Genomic DNA, 25,697 nt, shown 5'->3' with positions numbered 1-25,697 from the left:
ACTCGTGCTCGTCCGGCGGGGCGGGGGGGGGTGGGGGGGGGGGGCGCCCCCCCGCCCGCGGGCCCCCCCCCACCACGGTCCGATCACGCGGGATGCCGCAGATCCTCCGGCACTCCCACATGGTCGAACAGCTCGGACCCGTCACCGTCGGCCAGCAGATATGCCTGCGCCTCGCCGACGTGGAAGTACATCCCGTGCAGTTCGAGCGCACCCTCCCGCATGGCCCGCTCCACGGACTCGTGCGCCCGCAGATGCTCCAACTGCTGCACCACGTTGGTCAGACACAGCTGCTCCACCGCGTCGGCGGGCGCTCTCCGGGCGAGCCGCGCCCACGGCCGGTCCTCGGCCACCATCCGCTCCAGGCTCGGCTGCCCGTGCCGCAGCCATCGCTTGAGCGGCGTGGGCGCCCCTCCGGGCTCGGCATTCAACAGGGCCTGCATCGCCCCGCACCCGGAGTGCCCGCACACCGTGATGGACCGCACCTGCAGCACGTCCACCGCGTACTCGATCGCCGCGGCCACCGAGTCGTCCCCGCTCTCCTCTCCGGGCAACGGCACGAGGTTGCCCACATTCCGTACGACGAAGAGGTCACCCGGACCACTGGAGGTGATCATCGATGTGACGAGCCGAGAGTCGGCACAGGTCAGGAACAACTGGGACGGCCGCTGACCTTCCCGCGCCAGCCGGGCGAGCTCACCCCGCACCAGGGGCGCGGTGTTGCGCTGGAACGCGCTGATGCCACGCGCCAGTTGATGTCCGCTCGGTGTGGTGGCGCCGGTCGCCTCTTCCCGGCCGGCCGATGGGTCGTGAGTGGATGCGGACTGCGGGTCGGCGGAGGTCTCGCAGTGGTGGTTCCGCCACGGCGTCCAGGGTCGGCAGCGGCAGTGGGCGGAGCCCGCGGGCTCGGCGATCCGGGTTCCGGCCCGCCCGGTGAGCTCGACCGTGCCGCCCTGCGCGACGTGCGCGTTCTGCCAGTCGTGCAGTGACTCGTATGCCGCGTGGTCCATGAACGAGCCGTCCAACTCCACGACGGCACCGGCTCCTTGGGGTACGAGGTGCAGGGTACGGCTGAGCCGTGGCACCGCGAGGAACGTCAACTGCCCTCTTACCTGTACGTAATGGACACCTTCCTTCTCATCGTGCGTGATGCGGGTACGGGCGAGGCGGTTCAGGGCGACGCCGACGGCCACGGCGACCCCCAGCGCCACGCCCTCGAGAACGCCGAGGAAAACGACGCTGAGCGTGGTGACGGCGTAGACCAGCACCTCGCGGTGGCGGGTGACCGCGCGAATGTGGTGCAGGGACACCATCTGGATGCCGACGGCCATCACCAGGGCGGCGAGCGATGCGAGGGGGATCAGCTCCAGGATCGGGACCATCAGCAGCGCGGCAACTACTACGAAAACGCCGTGCAGCATCGTGGAGTTCCGGCTCACGGCACCGGCTTGCACATTCGCTGAACTTCTTACCGCCACGCCGGCGACCGGCAGTCCGCCGAGCGCGCCGGAGACGATGTTGGCGGCGCCCTGCCCGAGCAGCTCCCGGTCGAGGTGGGAACGGCCCACCCTGGGCTGCGACTCCGGCCGCCCCGCCACCAGCTTGTCCACAGCGACCGCGCCGAGCAGCGACTGGACACTGCACACCAGGGTCACGGTGAGGACGGCGGCGGCGATGCCGAGCACCGGACCCTCCGGCAGCCCGGCCAGCGCGTGGCTGCTCCAGGCGGGCAGGTCGACCCTGGGCAGGGTCAGGCCGGTGAGTGATGCGGTCACGGTGGCCCCGGCGACAGCGACGAGCGCGGCGGGAACCTTGCGCAGCAGCCGACCCACCCGTCCGGGAATCCGCGGCCAGGTGAACAGGAGCGTCAGCGTCACCGCGCTCATCGACACCGCCGCCGGGTGGACGCGCGCCAACTGGTCCGGCAGCGCACGGAGGTTGTCGAGGACGGAACTCTGCGGTGTGCCGCCCAGCACGATGTGCAGCTGGGCGACGGCGATGGTCACGCCGATTCCGGCGAGCATGCCGTGCACGATCGCGGGGCTGACCGCGAGCGCCGTCCGGGCCACGTGCAGGCAGCCCAGGCCCAGTTGGGCGATGCCGGCGAGAACGGTAATGGCGCAGGTCGTGCGCCATCCGTAGCGGTGGATGAGCTCGGCGGTGACGACCGTGAGCCCGGCGGCGGGTCCGCTCACCTGGAGCGGTGACCCGCCGAGCCGTCCGGCGACGAGTCCGCCGATGGCGGCGGCGACGAGTCCGGCCTGGAGCGGCGCGCCGGTGGCGAGGGCGATGCCGAGGGACAGGGGCAGGGCGATCAGGAAGACCGCGATCGAGGCCGACAGATCGGCGCCCGCGATGCGAAATCGGCGGGGCGGGGTCGGCTGGGGACTGTGGGGCTTGTGGATGCGCCTTGGCCGAGTCGAGTCGGCGGCGCGGGTGGGGACGCAGGCGGACATGGTTCCCGTCTCCTCCGGGGCAGCGCGGTCGCGGAACAGGGGGCCCCGCCCAAAGCGGGCGGGGGATCGCGGCCGTGGGTCACGGCGTGCAAGCGGCGGGACTTTCAACACTCAGTAAACGGATCGTAATGCAGAGTAAAGGGTTTGTGCGGAATATCGGCGCAAATGGGGCAGTGAATCACTCTCTCGGGTGAACGGGGCATTTTATCGGCTTGTCGTATTTATTCCTTCTCGGTCCCGTGCGACCTTGGCGGCGCTGTCGACAAATCGCTGTACATCACCCAGAACGCCCTAATCAGCGTTGCCCTGACCGAAGGAAGAAGGAGGGCGGAAGATGGCCGTCACCCAGAGGATCACCGCGGGCGTAGCACTCGCCGCGGCCTGCGCCACGGCGCTCGCCGGTTGCGCGACCGACTCCACGGAAGGCGCTCACGGCGCGAAGAAGGCGGCGGGAGCCCCGGCACCCAAGAGCGCGGTCCGCCTGATCGGCGACGGCTCCACCGCGTACACCGGTGCCCAGCCCCAACTGCCCACACCCGTGCGGCTGACGCCCGGTCAGAGGCCCCCGCAGTTCGTGGTCTTCTCGTGGGACGGCGCCGGCGAGGACAGCCAGAAGCTCTTCTCGCACTTCCGGAAGATCGCCAAGGCCAACAGCGCGACGATGACGTACTTCCTGAGCGGCGTGTACATGCTGCCGAAGGACAAGCGCGACCTGTACCGGCCACCGCAGCACTCGCCCGGCAGCTCGGAGATCGGCTTCAACGACGAGCAGGGCATCAAGGACACCGTGAAGCAGCTGAGCGGCGCGTGGCTGGAGGGCAACGAGATCGGCACGCACTTCAACGGCCACTTCTGCGGCAACGGAGGCGGCGTCGGCGAGTGGTCGGTCGCGGAGTGGAAGAGCGAGATCGCACAGGCGAAGTCGTTCGTGAAGTCCTGGAAGACCAACACCGGCATGAAGAAGGCGCCCCCGCTCCCCTTCGACTACGACAAGGAGCTCATCGGCGCCCGGACGCCGTGCCTGGAGGGCCAGAAGAACTTCACGAAGGCAGCCCGCCAGTTGGGCTTCCGCTACGACACCAGCGGCGTCAACAACCAGGTATGGCCCAAGAAGAAGCGGGGCCTGTGGGACCTGTCGATGCAGCTCGTGCCCTTCCCCGGACACTCCTATGAGCAGCTCACCATGGACTACAACTTCATGGTCAACCAGTCGGGCACCCAGACCCAGGGCGATCCCGACAAGCAGGAGTACTGGGGCGACCAGATGCGTGACGGCCTGCTCAAGGGCTTCTACCGCGCCTACGACGGCAACCGCGCACCGCTGATCATCGGCAACCACTTCGAATCCTGGAACGGCGGCACCTACATGCGTGCCATCGACGAGGTCGTCGAGCGCGTCTGCACCAAGGCCGAGGTGCGCTGCGTCTCCTTCCGGCAGCTCGCCGACTGGCTCGACGCCCAGGACCCGGCCACCCTCGACAAGCTCCGAGGCCTCCAGGTCGGCCAGGCCCCGAGGCAGGGCTGGGCGTCCTTCCTCTCCGGCCGCCCCGCCCCGGCACCGAAGGGCGTCCCCGGCGCGCCGGCGGTCAAGCCGTAGCAGCCCCCCGCCGGCCTGCGATTCAAGCCGTCGCCACCAGATCCTCACCGAGTACGAAGCCGGGGTCGACCTGCGCCGCCAGGTCCGCCCCGGTCTTCGCGTTGCCCCAACTGCTGGCGTTCTTCAGATGGAAGTGCACCATCTGGTGCGTGTAACGCGCCCAGTCCCGCAGCTCGTACGTGGCGTCAGCGGCGACCCGCAAGGTGTGCAGCGAGCGGCGGTTGGCCTCCTCCAGGAGCTCGAACCGTGGCGGGCGGCCCTTCTCCATGGCCCGCACCCAGTCCGAGTGTCCGACCGTCACCAGGAGGTCGTCACCGACTTCGGCGCGGAGGAAGTCGATGTCGTCCTGGCCCTGCACCTTGTTGCCGACGACCTTCAGGGCGACGCCGAAGTCGCGGGCGTACTCCTTGTACTGGCGATAGACGGAGACCCCCTTCCGGGTCGGCTCGGCGACGAGGAACGTGATGTCGAAGCGGGTGAACAAGCCGGACGCGAAGGAGTCGGAGCCCGCCGTCATGTCGACGACGACGTACTCGCTCTGGCCGTCGACGAGATGGTTCAGGCAGAGCTCCACTGCACCGGTCTTGGAGTGGTAGCAGGCCACTCCCAAATCGGCCTCGGTGAACGGGCCGGTGACCATCAAACGGACGGCGCCGCCGTCGAGTTCCACCGGGCGCGCGCAGGCGTCGTACACCGGATTGTTCTCGCTCACCCGCAGCAGTCGTGAGCCTTCGCCGGGTGGGGTCGTCTTGATCATCGCCTCGACGGACGCGATGCGTGGATTGGAGCCGCGCAGATGGTCCTTGATGAGCGGCAGCCGTTCACCCATGGCGGGCAGCGCGGCGGCCTCCGCCTCTTCGAGGCCCAGCGCGGCCCCCAGGTGCTGGTTGATGTCCGCGTCGATGGCGACGACCGGCGCCCCGGAGGCCGCGAGGTGGCGGATGAAGAGCGAGGACAGGGTGGTCTTGCCGCTGCCGCCCTTTCCGACGAAAGCAATTTTCATGTTCACCAAGGGTAGTGGAGTGATTGCATGGAGTGTCGCGCCGGAGTGAAGAAGACCACTCCTTCGTGGGGTGGTCCGCAAGGATGCGTAATGTCGTACTCATGAGTACGACAGGTGCGCACGCCGATCCGCTCGCGGCCCTGGGTTCGCTTCCCGGGGTGGCCGAATCCGTGGAGTCCGTCCGCAAGGCGGTGGACCGGGTCTACGGGCACCGGATCATGCGGCGTCGCAGCAACGAGATCACGTCCGAGGCGGCGCTACGCGGCGCACGCGGTTCCGCGGCGCTGTCCGCCGCCGACTGGGCTCTCGAAGAGGTCCGCCGCCGTACCGACTTCAGCGGGGACGACGAGGCCCGTACGGTCGGCGCGGCCCTGCGGCTGACCGCAGAGGCGGGTCAACTCCTGTCCATCTGGCGGCAGTCGCCCCTGCGGGTGCTGGCAAGGCTGCACCTGGTCGCGGCGGCGGACAAGGCGGACGGGGTCGGCCGGCCGCGGCAGAACGGCGAGCCGGTCGACGAGCCCCTCATCGAGCTGCCACCGCCGGACGCGAATGAGGTCGCCGGCCGGCTCGAGGGCCTTTCACAGCTGATCATCGCCGGCGGCTCGGCTCCCGCGCTGGTCACGGCGGCCGTCGTTCACGGCGAACTGCTCGCCCTGCGTCCCTTTACCTCCCACAACGGCCTGGTCGCGCGCGCGGCCGAGCGCATCGTCCTGGTCGGCAGCGGCCTCGACCCGAAGTCGGTCTGCCCGGCGGAGGTCGGTCACGCCGAACTCGGTCGCGCGGCCTACCTGGCGGCTCTGGAGGGCTATGTCTCCGGAACTCCGGAGGGAATGGCGGCCTGGATCGCCCACTGTGGCACGGCGGTTGAGCTGGGGGCCAGGGAGTCGACGGCCGTCTGCGAGGCGCTTCAGCGCGGGGCGGCGTAGCGGGCTCGCACATGCCCCTTCACGAGGGGCCGCAAGAAAAAAATCGCCCTCTCCTAAGAGGGCGAAAAACTTCCTGAACAGGGTTGCGGCGGTACGAGGTCTCGTACCGCCGCTGGCATGCTCACCGGGTTACCAAGCGTCCTCGATATATGCCCATCAGGTCGGGAACTGCTGCCCGTCACCTGGTGCGGCTGGCCCGTAATCGACGGGTCGACGTCGCGTGGGTGCCCGGTGTTCATGCTCGGGTCCGTGGGGCCTTGGTTGCGTTTAAAGGTGATCCTCTCGGATGTCCTTGGTCTCGCGGGCCGTTAACTTCTTTGTACTCCAGGTTCGGAGGAAGCGGAAGGCCTGACTGTACTTCTTTACTTTTAGGTTCAAACAGGTGCGAACCGGGCGTGAATGTGCTGTCCGCTCAACTGTGACGTGACACATGGGCGCCGCGGATCACATTGTCGTCGCGCGCCGCCGACTGGCGTACCAGACGAGCCCCGCCGTGGCCGCGGCCGCTCCTATCGCGGCCGCCGCGACCAGCGCCGGCCGGGGCGGTACGGACAGTGCGGGCAGCCGCTGCTTCAGCTGGACCGGGCGGTGGAAGTCCAGAATCGGCCACGACCGGGCGAGTGCCTCGCGACGCAGTGCGCGATCCGGGTTCACCGCGTGCGGATGGCCGACGGACTCCAGCATCGGCACGTCGGTCGCCGAGTCGCTGTAGGCATAGCAGCGGGCGAGTTCGTACCCCTCGGACGCGGCCAGCGCCTTGATCGCCTCGGCCTTCGTCGGTCCGTACGCGTAGTACTCCACCTCGCCGGTGAAACAGCCGTCCTCGCCGACGACCATGCGGGTCGCCACCACGCGGTCCGCGCCGAGCAGCTCGCCGATCGGCTCGACCACCTCGGCCCCGGACGTGGACACGATCACGACGTCGTGTCCGGCGGTGTGATGCTCCTCGATGAGGGACGCGGCCTCGTCGTAGATGATCGGGTCGATCAGGTCGTGCAGCGTCTCGGCGACGATCTCCCTGACCTGCTGGACGTTCCATCCGCGGCACATCGCGGAGAGGTACTTGCGCATCCGCTCCATCTGGTCGTGATCGGCGCCACCCGCCAGGAACACGAACTGGGCATATGCGGTGCGCAAGGCGGCCCTGCGGTTGATCAGTCCGCCTTGGTAGAACGACTTGCTGAACGTGAGTGTGCTCGACTTCGCAATGACCGTCTTGTCCAGGTCAAAGAAGGCCGCTGCGCGGGGCAAGGAGTGGTTTTCCACGAGCCCGAGCATAGGCCGCCCACCATTCGGCGTAAGGTGAGGCGCGTGGGTTTGCCTGAGAGGGCTCTCGGGTACACCATGGAAGTCACGGATCGTTCGCGACCGTGCTAACCCGGTCCGACTCCTCCCCCCCCGAGTCGGCCGTGGGGACGACCCCCGCTCTCCCCCCCGGCGGGGGTCGTCGCATGTCCGGATGGGTTTTCTCCCTCTTCTGCGCGGCCTCGGAGCCTTGTCGGCACCGTTGAGGCCGGCCTCTTCGCATGCGCCAGCTTCGTCACCGTGCGTAGTCGTGACGCTGCTCTATGGAAGTCGCACAGGGGTCACCGGTATGGGTGAAGGCGATATTCACAACCACTGAGTTGTCCACAGTTTTCGACCAAGATCCGCACGATTTCCGGGATCGCTGCACCGTGATTCAAACGCGCACCGCTCGCGGCGAGTTCATGGCCGGTTCCGTTTGCGGAGCGCGTATGGCCGGTTCGTATCGGCCGTTCATATGGAGGCCGCTTGCCGGTTCTTCACACGAGCGGGAATCGCGGGGTCGCAGAGGGCCCCGCGCGAGAAGCAGCGAAGGGGGCTGGAGATCGTGGCGGGAGCCATCACACACGACCGGCCGCCCGCCGCCGAGGGGCGGCAGGGCGGACCGTTGATCGTCACGGAGGACGCCGAACTCCTTGACGACCTGCTGCGCCTGTGCGCGGCCGCGGGTGCCAGGCCGGAGGTCCATCACGGGGTTCCGGATCGCAGAGGGAGCTGGGAGGCGGCACCTCTCGTACTCGTCGGGGACGACGCTGCGCGGCGGGTGCGCGGGGCCGCGCGGCGAAGGGGAGTGGTGCTGGTGGGGCGGGATCAGGACGACTCGGGTGTCTGGCGGCGGGCCGTCGAGATCGGCGCCGACCACGTCCTGATGCTGCCCGATGGCGAGCAATGGCTGGTCGACCGCATCGCCGATGTGGCCGAGGGCGTCGGACGGCCCGCCCTCACCGTCGGCGTGCTCGGCGGTCGCGGCGGGGCCGGAGCCTCCACGCTGGCCTGCGCGCTCGCCGTCACCTCGGCGCGCGAGGGAAGGCGCACGCTCCTCGTGGACGCGGATCCGCTGGGCGGCGGACTCGACGTACTCCTGGGCGGAGAGGCGGCCGAAGGCCTGCGCTGGCCGGCCTTCGCCGCATCCCGTGGCCGGGTGGGCGGCGGCGCGCTGGAGGAGTCCCTGCCGGAACTGCACGCGCTGCGGGTCCTGAGCTGGGATCGCGGCGACTCGGTCACCATCCCTCCGCAAGCCGTACGAGCGGTCCTGGCCGCCGCCAGGCGGCGCGGCGGCGCGGTGGTCGTCGACCTGCCCCGCCGTATCGACGAGGGCGTCGCCGAGGTCCTCGCCCAGCTCGACCTGGGACTGCTGGTGGTCCCCGCCGAACTGCGCGCGATCGCGGCGGCCGGACGGGTGGCGTCCGCGGTCGGCATGGTCCTGCGCGATCTACGGGTCGCGGTGCGCGGTCCCTACGCGCCGGGCCTCGACGACCGCCAGGTCGCCCAGTTGCTCGGCCTGCCCCTGGTCGGCGAAGTGCCGGCCGAACCCTCGCCGCTGGACGGCGGTCCCCCACCCGGCGGAGCGGCGCGGGGGCCACTCGCGCGGTTCTGCACTGCCTTCTGGAAGCGGGCTCAGGTGGAAGGCGGGGGCGTATGAGCTGGGACGGGGCTACGGGCATGGATTGCGGCGCGGGGCTGGATGGAGATGGGCGAACTGGACCGCAGGGATGGGCTGCGGGGTGGTCGGACGGGCGTAGTGGGCCGCGAGCGGGGCCAGCGGGGTGGCTGGACGCTGATACGGCCCCGCGAGACGGGCCCGCGGGCGTGTCGGACGGGCGTACGGGGTTGCTCGACGGCGTACGGCAATGGCTCGCCGAGAGTGGATGGGAGCCGACGCCCGCGCGCGTGGCACAGGCGCTGCGTGAGCAGGGGCGAGTGCTCGGGGACGCCGAAGTCCTCGGCACGGCCGAGCGGTTGCGCTCCGAACTGGTGGGCAGTGGCCCGTTGGAACCACTGCTCGGCGACCCCTCGGTGACCGATGTGCTGGTCTCGGCGCCGGACCGGGTGTGGGTGGACCGGGGCCGAGGCCTGGAGTTGACGGCGGTCTCGTTTGCGGACGCGGCAGCCGTACGACGTCTCGCGCAACGCCTCGCGGCCGTGGCCGGCAGAAGGCTCGACGACGCCCGCCCCTGGGTCGACGCCCGGCTTCCGGACGGCACACGCCTGCACGCGGTGCTGCCACCGGTCGCCGTCGGCTCCACCTGCCTGTCCCTGCGCGTCGTACGGCCGCGCGCGTTCACTCTCGACGAGCTGGTGGCGGCGGGGACGGTGCCGCCCGGAGGGGACCGGGTGCTGAGAGCACTACTGGACGCCCGGCTTTCCTTCCTCATCAGCGGAGGCACGGGCACGGGAAAGACGACGCTGCTGAGCGCGCTCCTCGGGCTGGTGGGGGCCGGGGAACGGATCGTGCTCGCCGAGGACTCGGCGGAGCTGCGGCCCGACCATCCCCATGTCGTGCGCCTGGAGGGGCGGCCCGCCAACCAGGAGGGCGTCGGGCTGGTCGCGCTCCAGGAACTCGTCCGACAGGCCCTGCGGATGAGACCGGACCGACTGGTGGTGGGAGAGGTGCGCGGGCCGGAGGTCGTCTCACTGCTGGCCGCGCTCAACACCGGCCACGAGGGCGGCTGCGGCACGGTGCACGCAAACGCGGCGGCGCAGGTCCCGGCGCGCCTGGAGGCACTGGGCACCGCCGCCGGGCTCGACCGGGCCGCCCTGCACAGCCAGTTGGCTGCGGCGCTTTCCGTGGTCCTGCATCTCGTACGCGACCGCGCAGGGCGGCGGCGGATCGCCGAGGTGCACGTACTGGAGCGCGACCCGTCGGGGCTGGTGGTGACGGTGCCGGCGCTGCGGTGGGGCGAGGAGGCCTTCGCCTACGAGCGGGGGTGGGAGCGGCTGAAGGGACTGCTCCAGGACGGGAGCGAGGGGAGTGAGCTGTTGTGACGGAGATCGGTGAGATGTCGGTGGGGGCGGCCATGGCGTGCGCCGGGGCGGCGGCCTGGGTAATGGGCGGCTGGGATTCGGGGGCGCGCCGGGCGCGGCTGCTGTGTGCGGGCGGCGGGGTGGTGGCGACCGGTCCACCGACATGGGAGAGGGCGCTACTCGGATGGCGGCGGCTGCGCGGGCGACTGCGGGCCGAAGGGTGGTCGCTGGTTGCCGGGTTGCTGATCGCGCTGCTGGGCGGGTCTGTGCTGCCGCTTCTTCTCGGGGCGGCCGCGGTGCCCCTGTTCGGGCGGATGCGGCGGGCCGCGGAGGCGCGGCGCGAACGGGAACGACGGGGCGATGCGGTGATCGCCCTGTGCGGCGCGCTCGCCGGGGAGGTAGGGGCCGGGCGGCAGCCGGGCGAGTCGCTGCTGCGGGCCGCGCGGGACTCGGACGGGCTCGGCGATGCGCAGCCGGTGGTGCTGGCGGCCGCGCGGTTCGGCGGGGATGTCCCCGGCGCGCTCACTGAAGCGGCACGGCAGCCCGGGGCCGAAGGGCTGGTGGGGCTCGCCGCGTGCTGGCGCGTCGCCGTGGACCGGGGCGCGGGACTCGCGGCGGGACTCGACCGGCTCGAAGGGGCGTTGCGCGCAGAGCGCGACCAAAGAGCGGATCTACGCGCGCAGTTGGCTGGCTCACGCTCTACGGCCTGGATGCTCGCGGGGCTGCCGGTCCTGGGGCTCCTGCTCGGCACCGCGCTGGGCGCCGATCCGCTGCACGTGCTGCTGCATACCGGCCCCGGACTGGGCTGTCTGCTGGTCGGCGGGGTGCTGGAGGGCGTGGGGCTCTGGTGGGCGCTGCGAATCGTGAGAGGGGCGGAGACGGCATGAGTACGGAAGTTGTCCACAGGCTGGGGGCAGTGATGTGCGGGGCGCTGGCACTTGGGTGGCTGGTCCGGTCGTTCGGGGCGGCGCGGCGCGAGCGGAGGGCGCGCAGAAGGCTGGGTGAACTGCTGGCGTTGGAGATGGCTCCTTCATGGCGCCGCTTCGAGGTGCGGGGTGTGGGGCGGCGGTGGCTGCCGGTGCTGGGCGCCGTGTGCGTCGGGTGGCTGCTGGTCGGGGGCCTCGCCGGGGTTCTGGTCGGGCTGGCCGCCGGGTTCGGGGCCTGGCGGTGGCGGCAGCGGAGGAGGCCGGGCCCGGTGGAGGAGTACGACGTGACGCGGGCTGCCCGCCAACTCCCGCTCGCTGCCGACTTGGTGGCCGCTTGTATCGCGGCAGGGGCTAGCCCCGTCGTGGCGGCCCAGGCCGTGGGTGAGGCCCTGGGCGGACTTGTCGGGGAGCGGCTGGCACGGGGCGCGGCGGAAGTGCGGCTCGGGGGAGAACCGGCCGAGGCGTGGCGGAAGTTGGCGTCGATACCGGGTGCCCGGGCGTTGGCGCGGCTGCTGGAGCGGGCGGGCGAGTCGGGCGTACCGGCGGCCGTTCCGGTCGGGCGGCTCGCCGGGGAGGCCCGCGCCGAGTGGGGGCGCACGGCGACGGCACGAGCACGCCGGGCGGCCGTCATGGTCACCGCGCCGGTGGGGCTGTGCTTTCTGCCCGCGTTCCTCGCGATCGGTGTGCTGCCCGTGGTGATCGGGCTGGCCGGCGGGTTGCTGCGAGGAGGTGGTGGCTGACCGGAGACGTCGACGGCACGCGGTGGACGACAAGCGATCGATGTGATCAACAGGGATGAATCTTCTACGGGGGTTGAAATGCGCAAGACGGTACGAGGTCTCGTACAAGGACGTTCTCGGGTGCGGGCCTGGATGTGCGGGCTGGTGGCGCGGAGTGACGCGGGAATGGTCACCTCCGAGTACGCGGTCGGGGTGCTCGCGGCAGTGGCGTTCGCCGCCACGCTCTACAAGGTCGTGACGAGCGGGCAGGTCGGCGAGGAACTGCAGGGCATCGTGGGGCGGGCGCTCAATGTCCAGATGTGAGCGGGGCGGGTGTGCGGCTCCGGGGGACACAGGCCCGGTCGGCCGTGTGGCCTCGGTGGCGAGGGGCTGGGGCGGGCGTGTGGCCTCGGTGGCGAGGGGCTGGGGCGGGCGTGTGGCCTCGGTGGCGAGGGGCCCGGGCGAGTGTGCGGCCTCGGTGGCGAGGGGCCCGGGCGAGTGTGCGGCCTCGGTGGCGAGGGGCCCGGGCGAGTGTGCGGCCTCGGTGGCGAGAGGCCCCGTCCGGTGTCGGGACGGCGGGTTCGTGACCGCCGAAGCCGCCGTGGTACTGCCCTCACTGGTCCTCGTAGGAATGTCGCTGGTGTGGGCCCTGCTCGCCGCGTCCGCGCAGATCCAGTGCGCGGACGCGGCGAGGGTGGGCGCCCGTGCCGCGGCGCGCCAGGACCCGCCCGACACGGTCCTGGCGACGACCCGACGGGCGGCACCGCGCGGCGCGCGGGTCACGGTGAGCCGGGAGGACGACCTGGTCCGGGTCACGGTCGTCGCGAGAACGCCGGGTCCCGACGCGTTGTCCATGGAGCTGCGCGACGAGGCCGTGGCTCTGGCGGAGGAGACGGTGGGGGCGGTGGGCGGATGAAGGGATGCGGGCAGGCCGCGCGGGCACTTCAGTGTGCCCGGGCGCACGCGGCCCTTTGGCTCGCTGAGGGCAGGCGACGCCTCGACCGCACGGGGCCCCGTTCCTCCGACAGAGGATCGGCGACCGTCTGGACAGTCGGGGCCATCGCCGTGCTGTGTGTCGTGTTCGGGGCGGTGCTGGCCATGGGGCAGGCCGTCGTGGTCCGGCACCGGGCGGCGGGGGCCGCCGACCTGGCGGCGCTCGCCGCGGCGGACCACTGGATGGACGGTGGTACGGCGGCCTGCGCCCGGGCCGACCGGGTGGTACGCGCGCAGCGCGCACGGCTCGTGCGGTGCGCGGTCGAGGGAGAGATTTCGGATGTGACGGCGACGTCCGGCAGGGGACCGTTCGCCGCGGAGGTCAGATCCAGGGCGGGACCAGCAGGGCCGGTGGAACCCGACTCGGTGGGCTCTCCGGGGCCGGCCGACTCCGGACCACCCCTTGAGGAGCCGGAGTCACCTCCGGCGCTCAGCCCTCCGGCGCCGCCCGGAGCAACTCCGTGAGCAGTCGTATGGCCCCCCGCTTGTGCAACGGATCATTGCCATTGCCGCACTTGGGGGACTGGATGCAGGACGGGCAGCCGGCGTCGCACTCGCAGGAGGCGATGGCCTGACGGGTGGCGGTGAGCCAGGAACGGGCCGTGTGGAAGGCGCGTTCGGCGAATCCCGCGCCGCCGGGGTGGCCGTCGTACACGAAGACGGTCGGCAGGAGCGTGTCCGGGTGAAGGGGGATGGAGACGCCGCCGATGTCCCAGCGGTCGCAGGTGGCGAAGAGCGGCAGCATGCCGATGGACGCGTGCTCGGCGGCGTGCAGAGCGCCGCCGAGGATCTCCGGGTTGATCCGGGCCGCGTCCAACTGGTCCTCGGTGACCGTCCACCAGACGGCGCGCGTACGGAGCGTACGAGGAGGGAGGTCGAGTTTCGTCTCGCCGAGTACTTCACCGGTGATGACACGACGACGCAGGAAGGCGACGACTTGGTTGGTGACTTCGACGGATCCGTAGCACAACCGTCCCGCGCCCCAGGGGACTTCGATGTCCGTCTCCAGGATCGAGATGGATGTCGTGTCGCGGGCGACGGTCGAATAGGGCGGGTTGGCCTCCTCGACGAGCGCGACGGAGTCCTCCAGGTCCAGCTTGCGCACCAGGTACGTCCGGCCCTGGTGCAGGTGGATCGCGCCCTCGTGGACGGTCGTGTGTGCGGCGCCGGCGTCGACCGTGCCGAGCAACCGCCCGGTGTCGGCCTCGACGACCTGCACCGGACTGCCGCCCTCCCCGCGGATGTCGGTCAGATCGGCGGCCCGCTCCCGGCGCGTCCAGTGCCACGCCTTCGTCCGGCGGCGCAGCAGCTTCGCGGCCTCCAGCTGCGGCAGCAGGTCGGCGGTGGCCGGACCGAAGAGTTCCAAGTCATCGTCGGTGAGAGGCATTTCGGCGGCGGCGGCGCACAGGTGCGGGGCGAGGACGTAGGGGTTGTCGGGGTCGAGGACCGTGGACTCCACGGGCTGGTCGAAGAGGGCCTCGGGGTGGTGGACGAGGAACGTGTCCAGCGGGTCGTCGCGGGCGACCAGGATCGCCAGCGCGCCCTGTCCTGAGCGGCCCGCGCGGCCCGCCTGCTGCCACAGGGAGGCGCGGGTGCCCGGATAGCCGGAGATGATGACGGCGTCCAGGCCGGAGACGTCGACGCCGAGTTCGAGGGCGGTGGTGGCGGCGAGGCCGAGGAGTTCGCCGGAGTGCAGGGCGCGCTCCAGGGCGCGGCGTTCCTCGGGGAGGTAGCCGCCGCGGTAGGCGGCCACGCGCCGGGCCAGTGAGCGGTCCACCTCGGCGAGACGTTCCTGGGCGATCACCGAGATCAGCTCGGCGCCGCGGCGGGACCGTACGAAGGCGACCGAGCGCACGCCCTGCACGGTGAGGTCGGTGAGGAGGTCGGCGGTCTCGGCGGTGGCGGTGCGGCGGACCGGCGCGCCCTTCTCGCCGTGCAGATCGGTGAGTGGGGGCTCCCAGAGGGCGAACACCAGTTCACCGCGAGGGGAGGCGTCGTCCGCGACCTCGACGACGGTGAGCCCGGTCAGCCGACCGGCGGCGACCGATGGCTCGGCTGCGGTCGCGGAGGCGAGCAGGAAGACGGGCGACGCGCCGTAACGGGCGCACAGGCGGCGCAGGCGGCGCAGCACGTGGGCTACGTGGGAGCCGAAGACGCCGCGGTAGGTGTGGCACTCGTCGATGACGACGTAGCGCAGAGAGCGCAGGAAGGAGGACCAGCGGGGGTGCGAGGGCAATATCCCCCGGTGCAGCATGTCGGGGTTGGTCAGGACGTAGTTGGCGTACTGACGCACCCATTCGCGTTCCTCGAACGGCGTGTCGCCGTCGTACACGGCTGGGCGTACGGCGTTGCCCAAAGGTTGTGAAAGTTCCTTCACGGCCCGGCACTGGTCGGCTGCAAGGGCCTTGGTGGGGGCCAGGTAGAGCGCGGTGGCGCCACGGCCGTTCGGGGCCTCGGAGCCGTCCAGGAGGGCTGTGAGGACCGGGAGGAGGTATGCCAGGGACTTGCCGGAGGCCGTGCCCGTGGCGACGATCACCGATTCGCCGTCCAGTGCGTGTTCGGCGGCGCGTGCCTGGTGGGCCCAGGGGTGTTCGATGCCCGCGGCCTGCACTGCGGCGATGACCTCCGCTCGGATCCGGTCGGGCCAGACGGCATGGCGACCCGCCCGCGGGGGCAAGTGCTCCGTATGAGTGACGCGCGAAGCCCGGCTCGGCCCCGAGGCGAGCCGGTCCAGGACCGTGCCCGGCGAGGGGCGGGAAGCGGTGTCCGTCGAGGGTCGATCGGATCGGTGATTCTTGGCCATCGGCATCGAGTCTGTCACTGGCGTGACGGACAATGGAGCCAAGGCGTCGTGCACGCCTGCCGGTAAGTGATTGAATGCCATCGCGGCTGGCGAACCGTCCAGGGGGCTCTGCCGAGGTGTCCCATGGGGCGACCGCTCGATAGCAAGGTGCTGGAGGATCCGTGGACCTGTCTCTGTCGACTCGCAATGTGTCCGGCCCTAACGGCGACCGTACGGTCGTCGAGGTCGGCGGCGAAATCGATGTATATACCGCGCCCAAGCTGCGCGAGCAGTTGGTCGAGCTGGTGAACGACGGCAGTTTCCACCTCGTCGTCGACATGGAGGGCGTGGACTTCCTCGACTCCACCGGTCTCGGCGTGCTGGTGGGCGGCCTGAAGCGCGTCCGGGCCCATGAGGGCTCACTGCGACTGGTCTGCAACCAGGAGCGCATTCTGAAGATCTTCCGTATTACCGGCCTGACCAAGGTGTTCCCCATTCACACCTCGGTCGACGAGGCGGTCAACGCGACTGACTGACCACCGGTCTGCCCGGGCCCTGGGCCCGGGTGCGCAGAAGTAGGGGGACCGGGCCCGCGGCCCGGCCCCCTGGACAGCACGCCCGTAGTTCTGAGGGGGATGCATGGCCACCGTTGAACTCCGCTTCAGCGCGCTGCCCGAGCACGTCAGGACCGCCCGACTGGTGGCGGCAGCGGTGGCGCGCAGGGCCGGAGTGGACGAGGCCGTACTCGACGAGGTCAGGCTCGCCGTCGGCGAGGCCTGCACCCGTGCCGTCGGACTGCACCAGAGCGGCGGCATTTCGGCGCCGGTGCGGGTGACGCTGATCGAGGAGGAGAAGCAGTTCTCCATCGAGGTCGGCGACGAGGCGCCGCGTACGGCGCCCGGTGAGACGGTGCCCGGCGCCTCCCCCGGTGATGTGGAAGCCGAGGAGGACGAGATGGGCCTCGCGGTCATCAGCGGCCTCGTCGACGACGTGGAGGTCACCGCGGGGGAGAACGGCGGACTGATCAGGATGAGCTGGCCCACCACGCCGTCGGCCACGGTCCTCGCCTGACACGCCGACCGCATCCGCTTCCACAGGTCGTAACAAATCCGAAGAGCCCTGCTCAGCAGGGCTCTTTTTGCGTGTGCCGCGCGCGCGGCCGCCCTTTCGTGAATTAATTCACGATCAATCACGCGATTATTTGATCAAGCGTCAACGGTTTTGGGGCATTACCTCATTTGGGTTCCATGGGGACCCGTCGATCATTTGCTGAAGAGGCTGTGAAGGCTAATTCCGCTTACCGCGCACTGTTTTGATCAGGTTCCGGTACCTACAATCCGTCCACATCTTGAGCTCAGCACAGGCGTCAAGGAGGACGAATGGCGGGGCTTTCTACCCCTCATCAGTTTGATCACCCCACAACCTTCGCAGCCGCAGTACTGACGGATGACAACCGTCTCATCGTGATGGTCATCGGAGCCGTCGCGCTGGCCGCGCTCGCGGTCGCCGGGATCCTGGTGCGCCAGGTGCTCGCGGCGGGCGAGGGCACCGACAGCATGAAGAAGATCGCGACGGCCATCCAGGAAGGCGCAAACGCCTACCTGGGGCGGCAGATGCGCACGCTTGGCGTATTCGCCATCATCGTGTTCTTCCTGCTCATGCTGCTCCCCGCGGACGACTGGAATCAGCGCGCCGGACGGTCGATCTTCTTCTTGATCGGCGCGGCGTTCTCGGCGACCACCGGCTATATCGGTATGTGGCTCGCCGTACGGAGCAATGTCCGCGTGGCCGCCGCGGCCAGGGAAGCGACCCCGGCGGAGGGTGAGTCCGAAAAGGATCTCACCGCCGTCTCGCACAAAGCCATGAAGATCGCTTTCCGCACGGGCGGCGTCGTCGGCATGTTCACGGTGGGGCTCGGTCTGCTGGGCGCCTCCTGTGTGGTGCTGGTGTACGCGGCCGACGCGCCGAAGGTCCTGGAGGGCTTCGGTCTCGGCGCCGCGCTGATCGCCATGTTCATGCGTGTCGGTGGCGGCATCTTCACCAAGGCCGCCGACGTCGGCGCCGACCTGGTCGGAAAGGTCGAGCAGGGCATTCCGGAGGACGATCCGCGCAATGCCGCGACCATCGCCGACAACGTGGGCGACAACGTCGGCGACTGCGCGGGCATGGCGGCCGACCTCTTCGAGTCGTACGCCGTCACGCTCGTCGCCGCGCTGATCCTCGGCAAGGCGGCGTTCGGCGACTCAGGGCTGGCGTTCCCGCTGATCGTGCCCGCCATCGGGGTACTCACCGCGATGGTCGGCATCTTCGCGGTGGCGCCCCGGCGCTCCGACCGCAGTGGCATGTCCGCGATCAACCGCGGCTTCTTCATCTCCGCGGCGATCTCGCTGGCGCTGGTGGCCACGGCCGTCTACGTCTATCTCCCCGGGAAGTACGCCGATCTCGCCGGCGTCACGGACGTGGCGATCAAGGCCAAGAGCGGCGATCCGCGCGTCCTCGCGGTGGTCGCCGTCGCGATCGGCATCGTGCTGGCCGCGCTGATCCAGCAACTGACCGGCTACTTCACCGAGACCACCCGCCGTCCCGTGCGGGACATCGGCAAGACCTCGCTCACCGGCGCGGCCACCGTCGTCCTCGCCGGTATCTCCGTGGGTCTCGAATCCGCCGTCTACACCGCCCTGCTGATCGGCCTCGGCGTGTACGGGGCCTTCCTGCTCGGCGGTACGTCGATCATGCTGGCGCTCTTCGCGGTGGCGCTGGCGGGTACCGGTCTGCTCACCACGGTGGGCGTCATCGTCGCCATGGATACCTTCGGTCCGGTCTCCGACAACGCGCAGGGCATCGCAGAGATGTCCGGCGACGTCCAGGGCGCGGGCGCGCAGGTCCTCACCGACCTGGACGCCGTCGGCAACACCACCAAGGCCATCACCAAGGGCATCGCCATCGCCACCGCCGTTCTCGCGGCCTCGGCGCTCTTCGGCTCGTACCGCGACGCGATCACGACGGCGGCGCACGACGTCGGCGAGAAGGTCTCCGGAGCGGGCGCGCCGATGAACCTGATGATGGACATCTCGCAGCCCAACAACCTGGTGGGTCTCATCGCGGGCGCCGCGGTCGTCTTCCTCTTCTCGGGGCTGGCGATCAACGCGGTCTCGCGGTCCGCGGGGGCCGTGGTCTACGAGGTGCGGCGGCAGTTCCGCGAGCACCCCGGGATCATGGACTACACCGAGACGCCCGAGTACGGGCGCGTCGTCGACATCTGCACCAAGGACGCGCTGCGCGAACTGGCCACGCCCGGTCTGCTCGCCGTGCTCACCCCGATCGCGATCGGGTTCACGCTCGGGGTCGGCGCGCTCGGCTCGTTCCTCGCGGGCGCGATCGGCACCGGCACCTTGATGGCGGTCTTCCTCGCCAACTCCGGTGGCGCGTGGGACAACGCGAAGAAGCTCGTCGAGGACGGTCACCACGGCGGCAAGGGCAGCGAGGCCCACGCCGCGACGGTGATCGGCGACACGGTCGGCGACCCCTTCAAGGACACCGCGGGACCCGCGATCAACCCGCTGCTGAAGGTGATGAACCTGGTCTCTCTGCTGATCGCCCCGGCGGTCGTCAAGTTCTCCTACGGCGACGACAAGAACGTCGGTCTACGGATTCTCATCGCCGCCCTCGCGCTCCTCGTGATCGTGGGCGCGGTGTACGTCTCCAAGCGGCGCGGGATCGCCGTGGGTGACGAAGGCAACGCGGAAAGGGTGACCAAATCACCTGACCCCGCGGTGGTTTCATAGCTCACATGTCCCGCGTCTGACTCGGTACGGGCTCTTGTGCCTGGTCAGAAACGGAGCCAACGGGCGGGCGGACGGCGCGTATCGACGTGTCGGCCGCCCGCCTGTGTGTGTTCACACCCTCTCCGTGAGCCTTCTCTCTCTTAGTGCAAATGGCTGTAATAGGTGTTTTAACGGACATTCGGCACGCAGTTGTCGCCCACTTGGCGTGTATGTTCCGGGGCCGAGAGCCATGGAAGGGACCAATCCGGTGAACAAGAAGCTCGCGGCCGCACTGTCCGGCGGTGCGGTACTGGTACTGGCGCTGTCGGGATGCAGCAGCGACAACGGCAACAACGACAAGCTGAACTCCTGGGCCAAGCAGGTCTGCGACGCGGTGCAGCCGCAGGCCAAGAGGATCGAGGCCGCCAACGCCGCGATCCAGAAGCAGACCTCGGACAACAGCGCGCCGGAAGCCGTCCAGCAGACGGACGCGCAGGCCTTCCAGGACATGTCCGACACCTACAAGGCGATCGGTAGCGCCGTCGACAAGGCGGGGGCGCCGAACGTCGACGACGGCAAGACGAGGCAGACCAACGCGGTCAAGGAGCTCAACGACATCTCCGCCTCGTACGCCGACCTGAAGAAGCAGGTCGACGGGCTCAACACCAAGGACCAGGGCAAGTTCGCGGACGGCCTCAAGGGCATCGCGACCCAGCTCGACAAGCTGAGCAAGAGCGGGAACGACGCGCTGAAGAAGCTCGAGGAGGGTGACGTGGGCAAGGCGATGGCCAAGCAGGAGTCCTGCAAGAGCGCGTCCGCCTCTCCGTCGGCCACCAGCGGCTGATCCCCGGGAGGGCGATCGTTCGTCAACCTGGAGAGGGCCCGGTACGCGTGCGTGCCGGGCCCTCGGCTGTGCTGTCCGCGGGTGCCCACCTGGCTGTCCACAGGCGTCGACATGTGCTGTCCACAGATGTACGCCCCTGTCGGCGGCAGCGGACACAATGGGAAGCGTGAGTCACACCAGCCTGTCACCCCTGCCCTCGTCCGATCGCGTGGACGTCGCCGCTCGGCTGCGGGACGCCCTGCTCGGCGCCTCCTTCACCGCCGACGGACTTCTCGACCTGCTCGGCGCCCCCGCGTACGCGGCGCTGGCGCGCAGCGAGACCGTGCCCGCGCTCCGGGCGACCCGCGGGGACACGCCGCTGGAGACGCTCGTACGGCTCTTTCTGCTGCAGCAGCCGGTCCCGCACGCGCGCGTGGCGGACGTGCTGCCGGTCCAGGACGCTCTGGAGAGCGGCTGGCTGACCAGGGCGGGCGGGGACGAGGTCGCCGCAACCGTGGACATCCGGCCGTACGGCGGGTCCGGCGGCGAGGACTGGTTCATCGTGTCCGACCTGGGATGCGCCGTCGGCGGTGCGGGCGGTATCGGCAGCCGGGAGGAAGGCGTCGTACTCGGCGTGGGCGGGGCCTCCATGACCCTCGCCGGCATCACCGTGCGTATGCCCGTCGGCTCCGCGCTCGACCTCGGCACCGGTTCCGGGATCCAGGCCCTGCACGCCGCGCAGCACGCCACACGCGTCACCGCGACCGACCTCAACCCCCGCGCCCTGCACATCACCGCGCTCACCCTCGCGCTCTCCGGCGCCCCGGCCGCGGACCTGCGGGAAGGCTCCCTGTTCGAGCCGGTCCGGGACGAGGAGACGTACGACCTGATCGTGTCCAACCCGCCGTTCGTGATCTCTCCGGACGCCCGGCTCACCTACCGGGACGGCGGAATGGGCGGGGACGATCTGTGCCGCACGCTCGTTCAGCAGGCGGGGGAGCGGCTCAACGAGGGCGGGTTCGCGCAGTTCCTCGCCAACTGGCAGCACGTGGAGGGAGAGGACTGGCAGGACCGGCTCCGGTCATGGGTGCCGCGCGGCTGTGACGCGTGGATCGTGCAGCGCGAGGTCCAGGACGTCACGCAGTACGCCGAGTTGTGGCTGCGAGACGCGGGCGACCACCACGGCGATTCCGCCGACTACCAGGCCCGGTACGACGCCTGGCTGGACGAGTTCGAGGCGCGCAAGGTGAAGGCCGTCGGCTTCGGATGGATCACGCTGCGCAAGGCGGCGGCCGCCGAGCCCTCGATCACGGTCGAGGAGTGGCCGCACCCCGTCGAGCAGCCGCTCGGCGAGAGCGTGCGCGCGCACTTCGACCGCGTCGACTATCTGCGGTCGCATGACGACGCGGCCCTGCTCGCCGCTCACTTCAAGCTCGTGACGGAGGTGGTCCAGGAGCAGGTCGGGCTGCCCGGCGCCGAGGACCCGGAGCACGTGGTGCTGCGCCAGAACCGCGGGATGCGCCGGGCCACCAAGGTGGACACGGTCGGCGCGGGCTTCGCGGGCGTGTGCGACGGCACGCTGAGCGCGGGCCGGATCCTCGATGCCATCGCCCAACTGGTCGGCGAAGATCCGGTGTTGCTGCGCGACCGGACGCCCGCGCAGATCCGGCTGCTGGTGGAGCAGGGATTCATCGAGCCTGCCGGGTAGGGGCGCCATCGTGCGGGCGTCCCAGGGGCCCCTGGCGGCGTGGAAGGTGAGTCGTATCCGTGCCTGAGTGGCCTGTGCCCCTCACGGGGCCGCGTATACCGCGTACGACGAGGTCTTCTCGACATCGGAGGAAAGCCCTGCGGCGACAAGTTCGAGCCGGGTTCGGCGCCCGGATCGGAGCTGAGGACTTGCGGCCGGCTCCGCGACGAGGAGTACGGGAACGACGGATTCGCCACACTCGTGTGCACCGGGTCCGCGTCGACGAAAACAAGACGGCCGGGAAGATGCCGACGCCCGGCACGGTCTGAGCGCCCCATGGGGTGCCGGTCGGCCGGCGTTCACCGTGGGTTCGCACGTGCGCTTCCCGGGCGTGCCAGCCTCCCGAACCTGAGGACTCGGGGCGGAAGGACAGACCGATGGAAAGCGGACCGGCGATCTTCGTGGGGACGGTGTTCGCCCTGTTCGGAGGCGCACTGCTGGCCTGGACCGGGGTCCGGCTGCGGCACGGCGAGCCGGTCGCCCACGATGTGAACCACGTCGCATCGGCGACGCTCGCGAGCGTCGCCGGATCCGGTGCGCTGATCCTCGGCGTGTGGTGCTTCACGCGCGTGTGAAACCGCGCGTGAGAACCGGCACTCCGGTAACTGAGAAGTCACGCTCCGGATAGACCCAAAAAGGCTGCCGGATGCTCCGGGCGGCAGGAATGGCGGGAGTCGGGTTACCGTTCGAGTGGCCGTTGCGGGCTTTTCCCGTTTGACACGGGGGCGGGATGTACCGTCACACTCCGCAGCGTCAGCATGACCCGAACCCCGGGAGCAAGGCCTGGGGAGGATCCCCGCGTCGACCGGAGAGAAGAGCGAAGTTGTCCCCGACCAGCGACACCGCACACGGCGGCCGCCGACTCGTCATCGTCGAGTCGCCTGCCAAGGCGAAGACGATCAAGGGCTATCTGGGCCCCGGCTATGTCGTCGAAGCGAGCGTCGGGCACATCCGCGACCTCCCCAACGGCGCCGCGGAGGTGCCCGAGAAGTACACCGGCGAGGTGCGCCGCCTTGGCGTGGACGTCGAACACGACTTCCAGCCGATCTATGTGGTCAACGCTGACAAGAAGGCCCAGGTCAAGAAGCTCAAGGACCTGCTGAAGGACTCCGACGAACTCTTCCTCGCCACCGATGAGGACCGCGAGGGCGAGGCCATCGCGTGGCACCTTCTCGAGGTCCTGAAGCCCAAGGTCCCGGTCCACCGGATGGTCTTCCACGAGATCACCAAGGACGCGATCCGCGAGGCCGTCGCCAACCCGCGCGAGCTCAACACGCGCATGGTCGACGCCCAGGAGACCCGCCGCATCCTCGACCGCCTCTATGGCTACGAGGTCTCGCCGGTCCTGTGGAAGAAGGTCATGCCGCGACTGTCGGCAGGCCGCGTCCAGTCCGTGGCGACCCGCCTCGTCGTCGAGCGTGAGCGCGAGCGCATCGCCTTCCGCTCCGCCGAGTACTGGGACCTGACCGGCACCTTCGGCACCGGCCGCTCCGGGGACGCGAGCGATCCGTCCTCCCTGGTCGCCCGCCTCACGGCCGTCGACGGCAAGCGCGTCGCCCAGGGCCGCGACTTCGACTCGCTGGGTCAGATCAAGGGCGCCAACACGCTCCACCTGGACGAGGCGAACGCCCGCGCGCTCGCCGCCGCCCTGGAGAACACGGACTTCTCGGTCCGCTCGGTCGAGTCCAAGCCCTACCGCCGCTCGCCGTACGCGCCGTTCCGTACGACGACGCTCCAGCAGGAGGCCTCGCGCAAGCTCGGCTTCGGCGCGAAGGCCACCATGCAGGTGGCGCAGAAGCTGTACGAGAACGGCTTCATCACCTACATGCGTACGGACTCCACGACCCTGTCGGACACGGCGGTCACCGCCGCCCGCACGCAGGTCACGCAGCTGTACGGCGCCGACTACCTGCCGGACAAGCCGCGCACGTACGCCGGAAAGGTCAAGAACGCGCAGGAGGCGCACGAGGCGATCCGCCCCTCAGGTGATCGTTTCCGCACCCCGGCCGAGACGGGTCTGACCGGTGACCAGTTCAGGCTGTACGAGCTGATCTGGAAGCGGACCGTGGCCTCCCAGATGAAGGACGCGGTCGGAAACTCCGTCACCGTGAAGATCGCCGGCACGGCCGCCGACGGCCGCGACGCCGAGTTCAGCGCGTCCGGCAAGACGATCACCTTCCACGGCTTCCTGAAGGCGTACGTCGAGGGCGCGGACGACCCGAACGCCGAGCTCGACGACCGCGAGCGCCGCCTCCCGCAGGTCAGCCAGGGCGACCCGCTGTCCGTTGACGAGATCACGGTCGACGGGCACGCCACGAAGCCCCCGGCCCGCTACACCGAGGCCAGCCTCGTCAAGGAGCTCGAAGAGCGCGAGATCGGCCGCCCGTCGACGTACGCGTCGATCATCGGCACGATCCTCGACCGCGGCTATGTCTTCAAGAAGGGCACGGCACTCGTCCCGTCCTTCCTGTCCTTCGCCGTGGTCAACCTCCTGGAGAAGCACTTCGGCCGGCTCGTCGACTACGACTTCACCGCCAAGATGGAGGACGACCTCGACCGCATCGCGCGCGGCGAGGCGCAGGCCGTGCCGTGGCTGAAGCGGTTCTACTTCGGCAAGGGCGAGGCGACCGGTGCCGCCGAGGCCGGGAACGGCGACGGGGACCACCTGGGCGGCCTCAAGGAGCTGGTGACCGACCTGGGCGCGATCGACGCCCGCGAGGTGTCGTCGTTCCCCGTCGGCAACGACATCGTGCTGCGCGTCGGGCGCTACGGCCCCTACGTCGAGCGCGGTGAAAAGGACTCCGAGAACCACCAGCGCGCGGACGTGCCCGAGGACCTGGCGCCGGACGAGCTGTCCGTCGAGTACGCGGAGGAACTGCTCGCCAAGCCGAGCGGCGACTTCGAGCTGGGCACCGACCCGGCCTCGGGCCACCAGATCATCGCCAGGGACGGCCGCTACGGCCCGTACGTCACCGAGGTGCTCCCCGAGGGCACCCCGAAGACCGGCAAGAACGCCGTCAAGCCACGTACGGCCTCGCTGTTCAAGTCGATGTCGCTCGACACGGTGACCCTCGAGGACGCCCTCAAGCTGATGTCGCTGCCGCGCGTCGTCGGCCAGGACGCCGAGGGCGTGGAGATCACCGCGCAGAACGGGCGCTACGGGCCGTACCTGAAGAAGGGCACGGACTCGCGTTCCCTGCAGTCCGAGGACCAGCTCTTCACCATCACGCTCGAAGAGGCGCTGGAGATCTACTCCCAGCCCAAGCAGCGTGGCCGTGCGGCCGCCAAGCCGCCGCTGAAGGAGCTGGGCGAGGACCCGGTCAGCAAGATGCCCGTCGTGGTCAAGGACGGCCGTTTCGGGCCGTACGTGACCGATGGCGAGACCAACGCGACCCTGCGCTCCGGCGACAGCGTCGAGGACATCACCCCGGAGCGCGGCTACGAGCTGCTCGCCGAGAAGCGCGCCAAGGCCCCGGCCAAGAAGACCGCGAAGAAGACCGCGGTCAAGAAAACGGCGACAAAGAAGGCACCTGCCAAGAAAACGGCCGCAAAGAAGACGACGACTTCGAAGACGGCCGCAAAGAAGGCACCCGCCAAGAAGACCGCTGCCAAGAAGACGGCGCCTTCGGAGGGCTGAGACCCTCCTCGAGACGGCGCGCCCCTACACCTTTTGGTGTGGGGGCGTCCGTATGTTC

The 25,697-nt window shown here is 70.0% G+C and carries 20 protein-coding genes; 16 read left to right on the top strand and 4 right to left on the bottom strand.

The genetic code is table 11. From position 1 onward, the window contains the following. Window positions 1–83: 83 nt before the first annotated feature. Window positions 84–2,453: a bifunctional SulP family inorganic anion transporter/carbonic anhydrase gene (locus AB0D27_RS19940; RefSeq protein WP_362510148.1), complete on the bottom strand. Its 2,370-nt coding sequence runs from the start codon at window positions 2,451–2,453 to the stop codon at window positions 84–86. A 334-nt stretch (window positions 2,454–2,787) separates the two neighbouring features. Here AB0D27_RS19940 and AB0D27_RS19935 point away from each other — a divergent pair, with 334 nt between their 5' ends. After that, on the top strand, window positions 2,788–4,050 hold the full coding sequence (locus AB0D27_RS19935; RefSeq protein ID WP_362510145.1) for a hypothetical protein: 1,263 nt from the start codon (window positions 2,788–2,790) through the stop codon (window positions 4,048–4,050). A 22-nt stretch (window positions 4,051–4,072) separates the two neighbouring features. Here the strand turns inward: AB0D27_RS19935 and AB0D27_RS19930 are convergent, their stop codons facing one another. Beyond that, the gene (locus AB0D27_RS19930) at window positions 4,073–5,053 is read right to left on the bottom strand and encodes an ATP-binding protein (protein ID WP_362510142.1); all 981 of its coding nucleotides are present in this window, start codon (window positions 5,051–5,053) and stop codon (window positions 4,073–4,075) included. A gap of 101 nt (window positions 5,054–5,154) precedes the next feature. Between AB0D27_RS19930 and AB0D27_RS19925 the strand changes: the two genes are divergently transcribed. Further along, window positions 5,155–5,979 carry an oxidoreductase gene (locus AB0D27_RS19925; protein WP_362510138.1) on the top strand — a complete coding sequence of 275 codons (825 nt, stop codon included), beginning with the start codon at window positions 5,155–5,157 and terminating at the stop codon, window positions 5,977–5,979. A 444-nt stretch (window positions 5,980–6,423) separates the two neighbouring features. On the opposite strand, the gene AB0D27_RS19920 is transcribed toward AB0D27_RS19925, so the two are convergent. Further along, window positions 6,424–7,257 carry an HAD-IB family hydrolase gene (locus tag AB0D27_RS19920; protein WP_362510135.1) on the bottom strand — a complete coding sequence of 278 codons (834 nt, stop codon included), beginning with the start codon at window positions 7,255–7,257 and terminating at the stop codon, window positions 6,424–6,426. Between the two features lie 574 nt (window positions 7,258–7,831). On the opposite strand from AB0D27_RS19920, the gene ssd reads away from it, so the two are divergent. The 7 genes from ssd to AB0D27_RS19885 all read left to right on the top strand — a co-directional run bounded on the left by ssd (window position 7,832) and on the right by AB0D27_RS19885 (window position 13,351). Continuing rightward, a complete protein-coding gene (gene ssd, locus AB0D27_RS19915) occupies window positions 7,832–8,926 on the top strand; it encodes a septum site-determining protein Ssd (RefSeq protein WP_362510132.1) in 1,095 nt (364 codons plus the stop codon). Further along, a complete protein-coding gene (locus tag AB0D27_RS19910; protein WP_362510129.1) occupies window positions 8,923–10,269 on the top strand; it encodes a TadA family conjugal transfer-associated ATPase in 1,347 nt (448 codons plus the stop codon). The genes ssd and AB0D27_RS19910 overlap by 4 nt, the downstream gene beginning before the upstream one ends. A 14-nt stretch (window positions 10,270–10,283) precedes the next feature. Next, the gene (locus AB0D27_RS19905) at window positions 10,284–11,135 is read left to right on the top strand and encodes a type II secretion system F family protein (RefSeq protein WP_362510160.1); all 852 of its coding nucleotides are present in this window, start codon (window positions 10,284–10,286) and stop codon (window positions 11,133–11,135) included. Continuing rightward, window positions 11,132–11,914, top strand: a complete 783-nt coding sequence (locus AB0D27_RS19900) for a type II secretion system F family protein (protein ID WP_362510126.1) — start codon at window positions 11,132–11,134, stop codon at window positions 11,912–11,914. The genes AB0D27_RS19905 and AB0D27_RS19900 overlap by 4 nt, the downstream gene beginning before the upstream one ends. A 132-nt stretch (window positions 11,915–12,046) precedes the next feature. Further along, window positions 12,047–12,217, top strand: a complete 171-nt coding sequence (locus AB0D27_RS19895) for a DUF4244 domain-containing protein (protein ID WP_362510157.1) — start codon at window positions 12,047–12,049, stop codon at window positions 12,215–12,217. 220 nt (window positions 12,218–12,437) lie between these two features. After that, a complete protein-coding gene (locus tag AB0D27_RS19890) occupies window positions 12,438–12,809 on the top strand; it encodes a TadE family type IV pilus minor pilin (RefSeq protein WP_362510123.1) in 372 nt (123 codons plus the stop codon). Further along, complete coding sequence (locus AB0D27_RS19885; RefSeq protein WP_362510120.1) at window positions 12,806–13,351, top strand: Rv3654c family TadE-like protein; 546 nt, start codon at window positions 12,806–12,808, stop codon at window positions 13,349–13,351. Before AB0D27_RS19890 ends, AB0D27_RS19885 begins: the two co-directional genes overlap by 4 nt. Here the strand turns inward: AB0D27_RS19885 and AB0D27_RS19880 are convergent. Next, window positions 13,317–15,770 (bottom strand): DEAD/DEAH box helicase, encoded by a 2,454-nt coding sequence (locus tag AB0D27_RS19880; RefSeq protein ID WP_362510118.1) that lies wholly within the window; start codon window positions 15,768–15,770, stop codon window positions 13,317–13,319. The two genes, AB0D27_RS19885 and AB0D27_RS19880, sit on opposite strands and share 35 nt — an antisense overlap. Window positions 15,771–15,850: 80 nt before the next feature. On the opposite strand from AB0D27_RS19880, the gene bldG reads away from it, so the two are divergent. The 7 genes from bldG (at window position 15,851) to topA (ending at window position 25,639) form a co-directional block, all read left to right on the top strand. Further along, window positions 15,851–16,204 carry an anti-sigma factor antagonist BldG gene (gene bldG, locus AB0D27_RS19875; protein WP_037625427.1) on the top strand — a complete coding sequence of 118 codons (354 nt, stop codon included), beginning with the start codon at window positions 15,851–15,853 and terminating at the stop codon, window positions 16,202–16,204. A 103-nt stretch (window positions 16,205–16,307) separates the two neighbouring features. Continuing rightward, on the top strand, window positions 16,308–16,739 hold the full coding sequence (locus tag AB0D27_RS19870; protein ID WP_362510115.1) for an ATP-binding protein: 432 nt from the start codon (window positions 16,308–16,310) through the stop codon (window positions 16,737–16,739). A gap of 308 nt (window positions 16,740–17,047) precedes the next feature. Next, entirely contained in the window at window positions 17,048–19,453 is a 2,406-nt protein-coding gene (locus tag AB0D27_RS19865; RefSeq protein WP_362510112.1) for a sodium-translocating pyrophosphatase, read from the top strand. 229 nt (window positions 19,454–19,682) lie between these two features. Beyond that, window positions 19,683–20,276 carry a small secreted protein gene (locus AB0D27_RS19860; RefSeq protein ID WP_362510109.1) on the top strand — a complete coding sequence of 198 codons (594 nt, stop codon included), beginning with the start codon at window positions 19,683–19,685 and terminating at the stop codon, window positions 20,274–20,276. 166 nt (window positions 20,277–20,442) lie between these two features. Next, window positions 20,443–21,963 carry a class I SAM-dependent methyltransferase gene (locus tag AB0D27_RS19855; RefSeq protein WP_362510106.1) on the top strand — a complete coding sequence of 507 codons (1,521 nt, stop codon included), beginning with the start codon at window positions 20,443–20,445 and terminating at the stop codon, window positions 21,961–21,963. A 416-nt stretch (window positions 21,964–22,379) separates the two neighbouring features. Further along, window positions 22,380–22,577, top strand: coding sequence for a hypothetical protein (locus AB0D27_RS19850; RefSeq protein ID WP_362510103.1), 198 nt, complete (start codon window positions 22,380–22,382; stop codon window positions 22,575–22,577). Window positions 22,578–22,825: 248 nt separating this feature from the next. After that, a complete protein-coding gene (topA, locus tag AB0D27_RS19845; protein ID WP_362510101.1) occupies window positions 22,826–25,639 on the top strand; it encodes a type I DNA topoisomerase in 2,814 nt (937 codons plus the stop codon). Window positions 25,640–25,697: the final 58 nt, after the last annotated feature.

Source organism: Streptomyces sp. NPDC048415, from assembly GCF_040651675.1.
Lineage (GTDB): Bacteria > Actinomycetota > Actinomycetes > Streptomycetales > Streptomycetaceae > Streptomyces.
The sequence above is the reverse complement of the archived record's forward strand: the minus strand, read 5'-3'. Positions and strand labels throughout refer to the sequence as shown.

What these genes read in the sequence shown, in the direction of transcription:
- AB0D27_RS19940 (WP_362510148.1), bottom strand. Translation starts at nt 2,453, where the DNA reads ATGTCCGCCTGCGTCCCCACCCGCGCCGCCGACTCGACTCGGCCAAGG.
- AB0D27_RS19935 (WP_362510145.1), top strand. Translation starts at nt 2,788, where the DNA reads ATGGCCGTCACCCAGAGGATCACCGCGGGCGTAGCACTCGCCGCGGCC.
- AB0D27_RS19930 (WP_362510142.1), bottom strand. Translation starts at nt 5,053, where the DNA reads ATGAAAATTGCTTTCGTCGGAAAGGGCGGCAGCGGCAAGACCACCCTG.
- AB0D27_RS19925 (WP_362510138.1), top strand. Translation starts at nt 5,155, where the DNA reads ATGAGTACGACAGGTGCGCACGCCGATCCGCTCGCGGCCCTGGGTTCG.
- AB0D27_RS19920 (WP_362510135.1), bottom strand. Translation starts at nt 7,257, where the DNA reads ATGCTCGGGCTCGTGGAAAACCACTCCTTGCCCCGCGCAGCGGCCTTC.
- AB0D27_RS19910 (WP_362510129.1), top strand. Translation starts at nt 8,923, where the DNA reads ATGAGCTGGGACGGGGCTACGGGCATGGATTGCGGCGCGGGGCTGGAT.
- AB0D27_RS19905 (WP_362510160.1), top strand. Translation starts at nt 10,284, where the DNA reads ATGTCGGTGGGGGCGGCCATGGCGTGCGCCGGGGCGGCGGCCTGGGTA.
- AB0D27_RS19900 (WP_362510126.1), top strand. Translation starts at nt 11,132, where the DNA reads ATGAGTACGGAAGTTGTCCACAGGCTGGGGGCAGTGATGTGCGGGGCG.
- AB0D27_RS19895 (WP_362510157.1), top strand. Translation starts at nt 12,047, where the DNA reads ATGTGCGGGCTGGTGGCGCGGAGTGACGCGGGAATGGTCACCTCCGAG.
- AB0D27_RS19885 (WP_362510120.1), top strand. Translation starts at nt 12,806, where the DNA reads ATGAAGGGATGCGGGCAGGCCGCGCGGGCACTTCAGTGTGCCCGGGCG.
- AB0D27_RS19880 (WP_362510118.1), bottom strand. Translation starts at nt 15,770, where the DNA reads ATGGCATTCAATCACTTACCGGCAGGCGTGCACGACGCCTTGGCTCCA.
- AB0D27_RS19870 (WP_362510115.1), top strand. Translation starts at nt 16,308, where the DNA reads ATGGCCACCGTTGAACTCCGCTTCAGCGCGCTGCCCGAGCACGTCAGG.
- AB0D27_RS19865 (WP_362510112.1), top strand. Translation starts at nt 17,048, where the DNA reads ATGGCGGGGCTTTCTACCCCTCATCAGTTTGATCACCCCACAACCTTC.
- AB0D27_RS19860 (WP_362510109.1), top strand. Translation starts at nt 19,683, where the DNA reads ATGGAAGGGACCAATCCGGTGAACAAGAAGCTCGCGGCCGCACTGTCC.
- AB0D27_RS19850 (WP_362510103.1), top strand. Translation starts at nt 22,380, where the DNA reads ATGGAAAGCGGACCGGCGATCTTCGTGGGGACGGTGTTCGCCCTGTTC.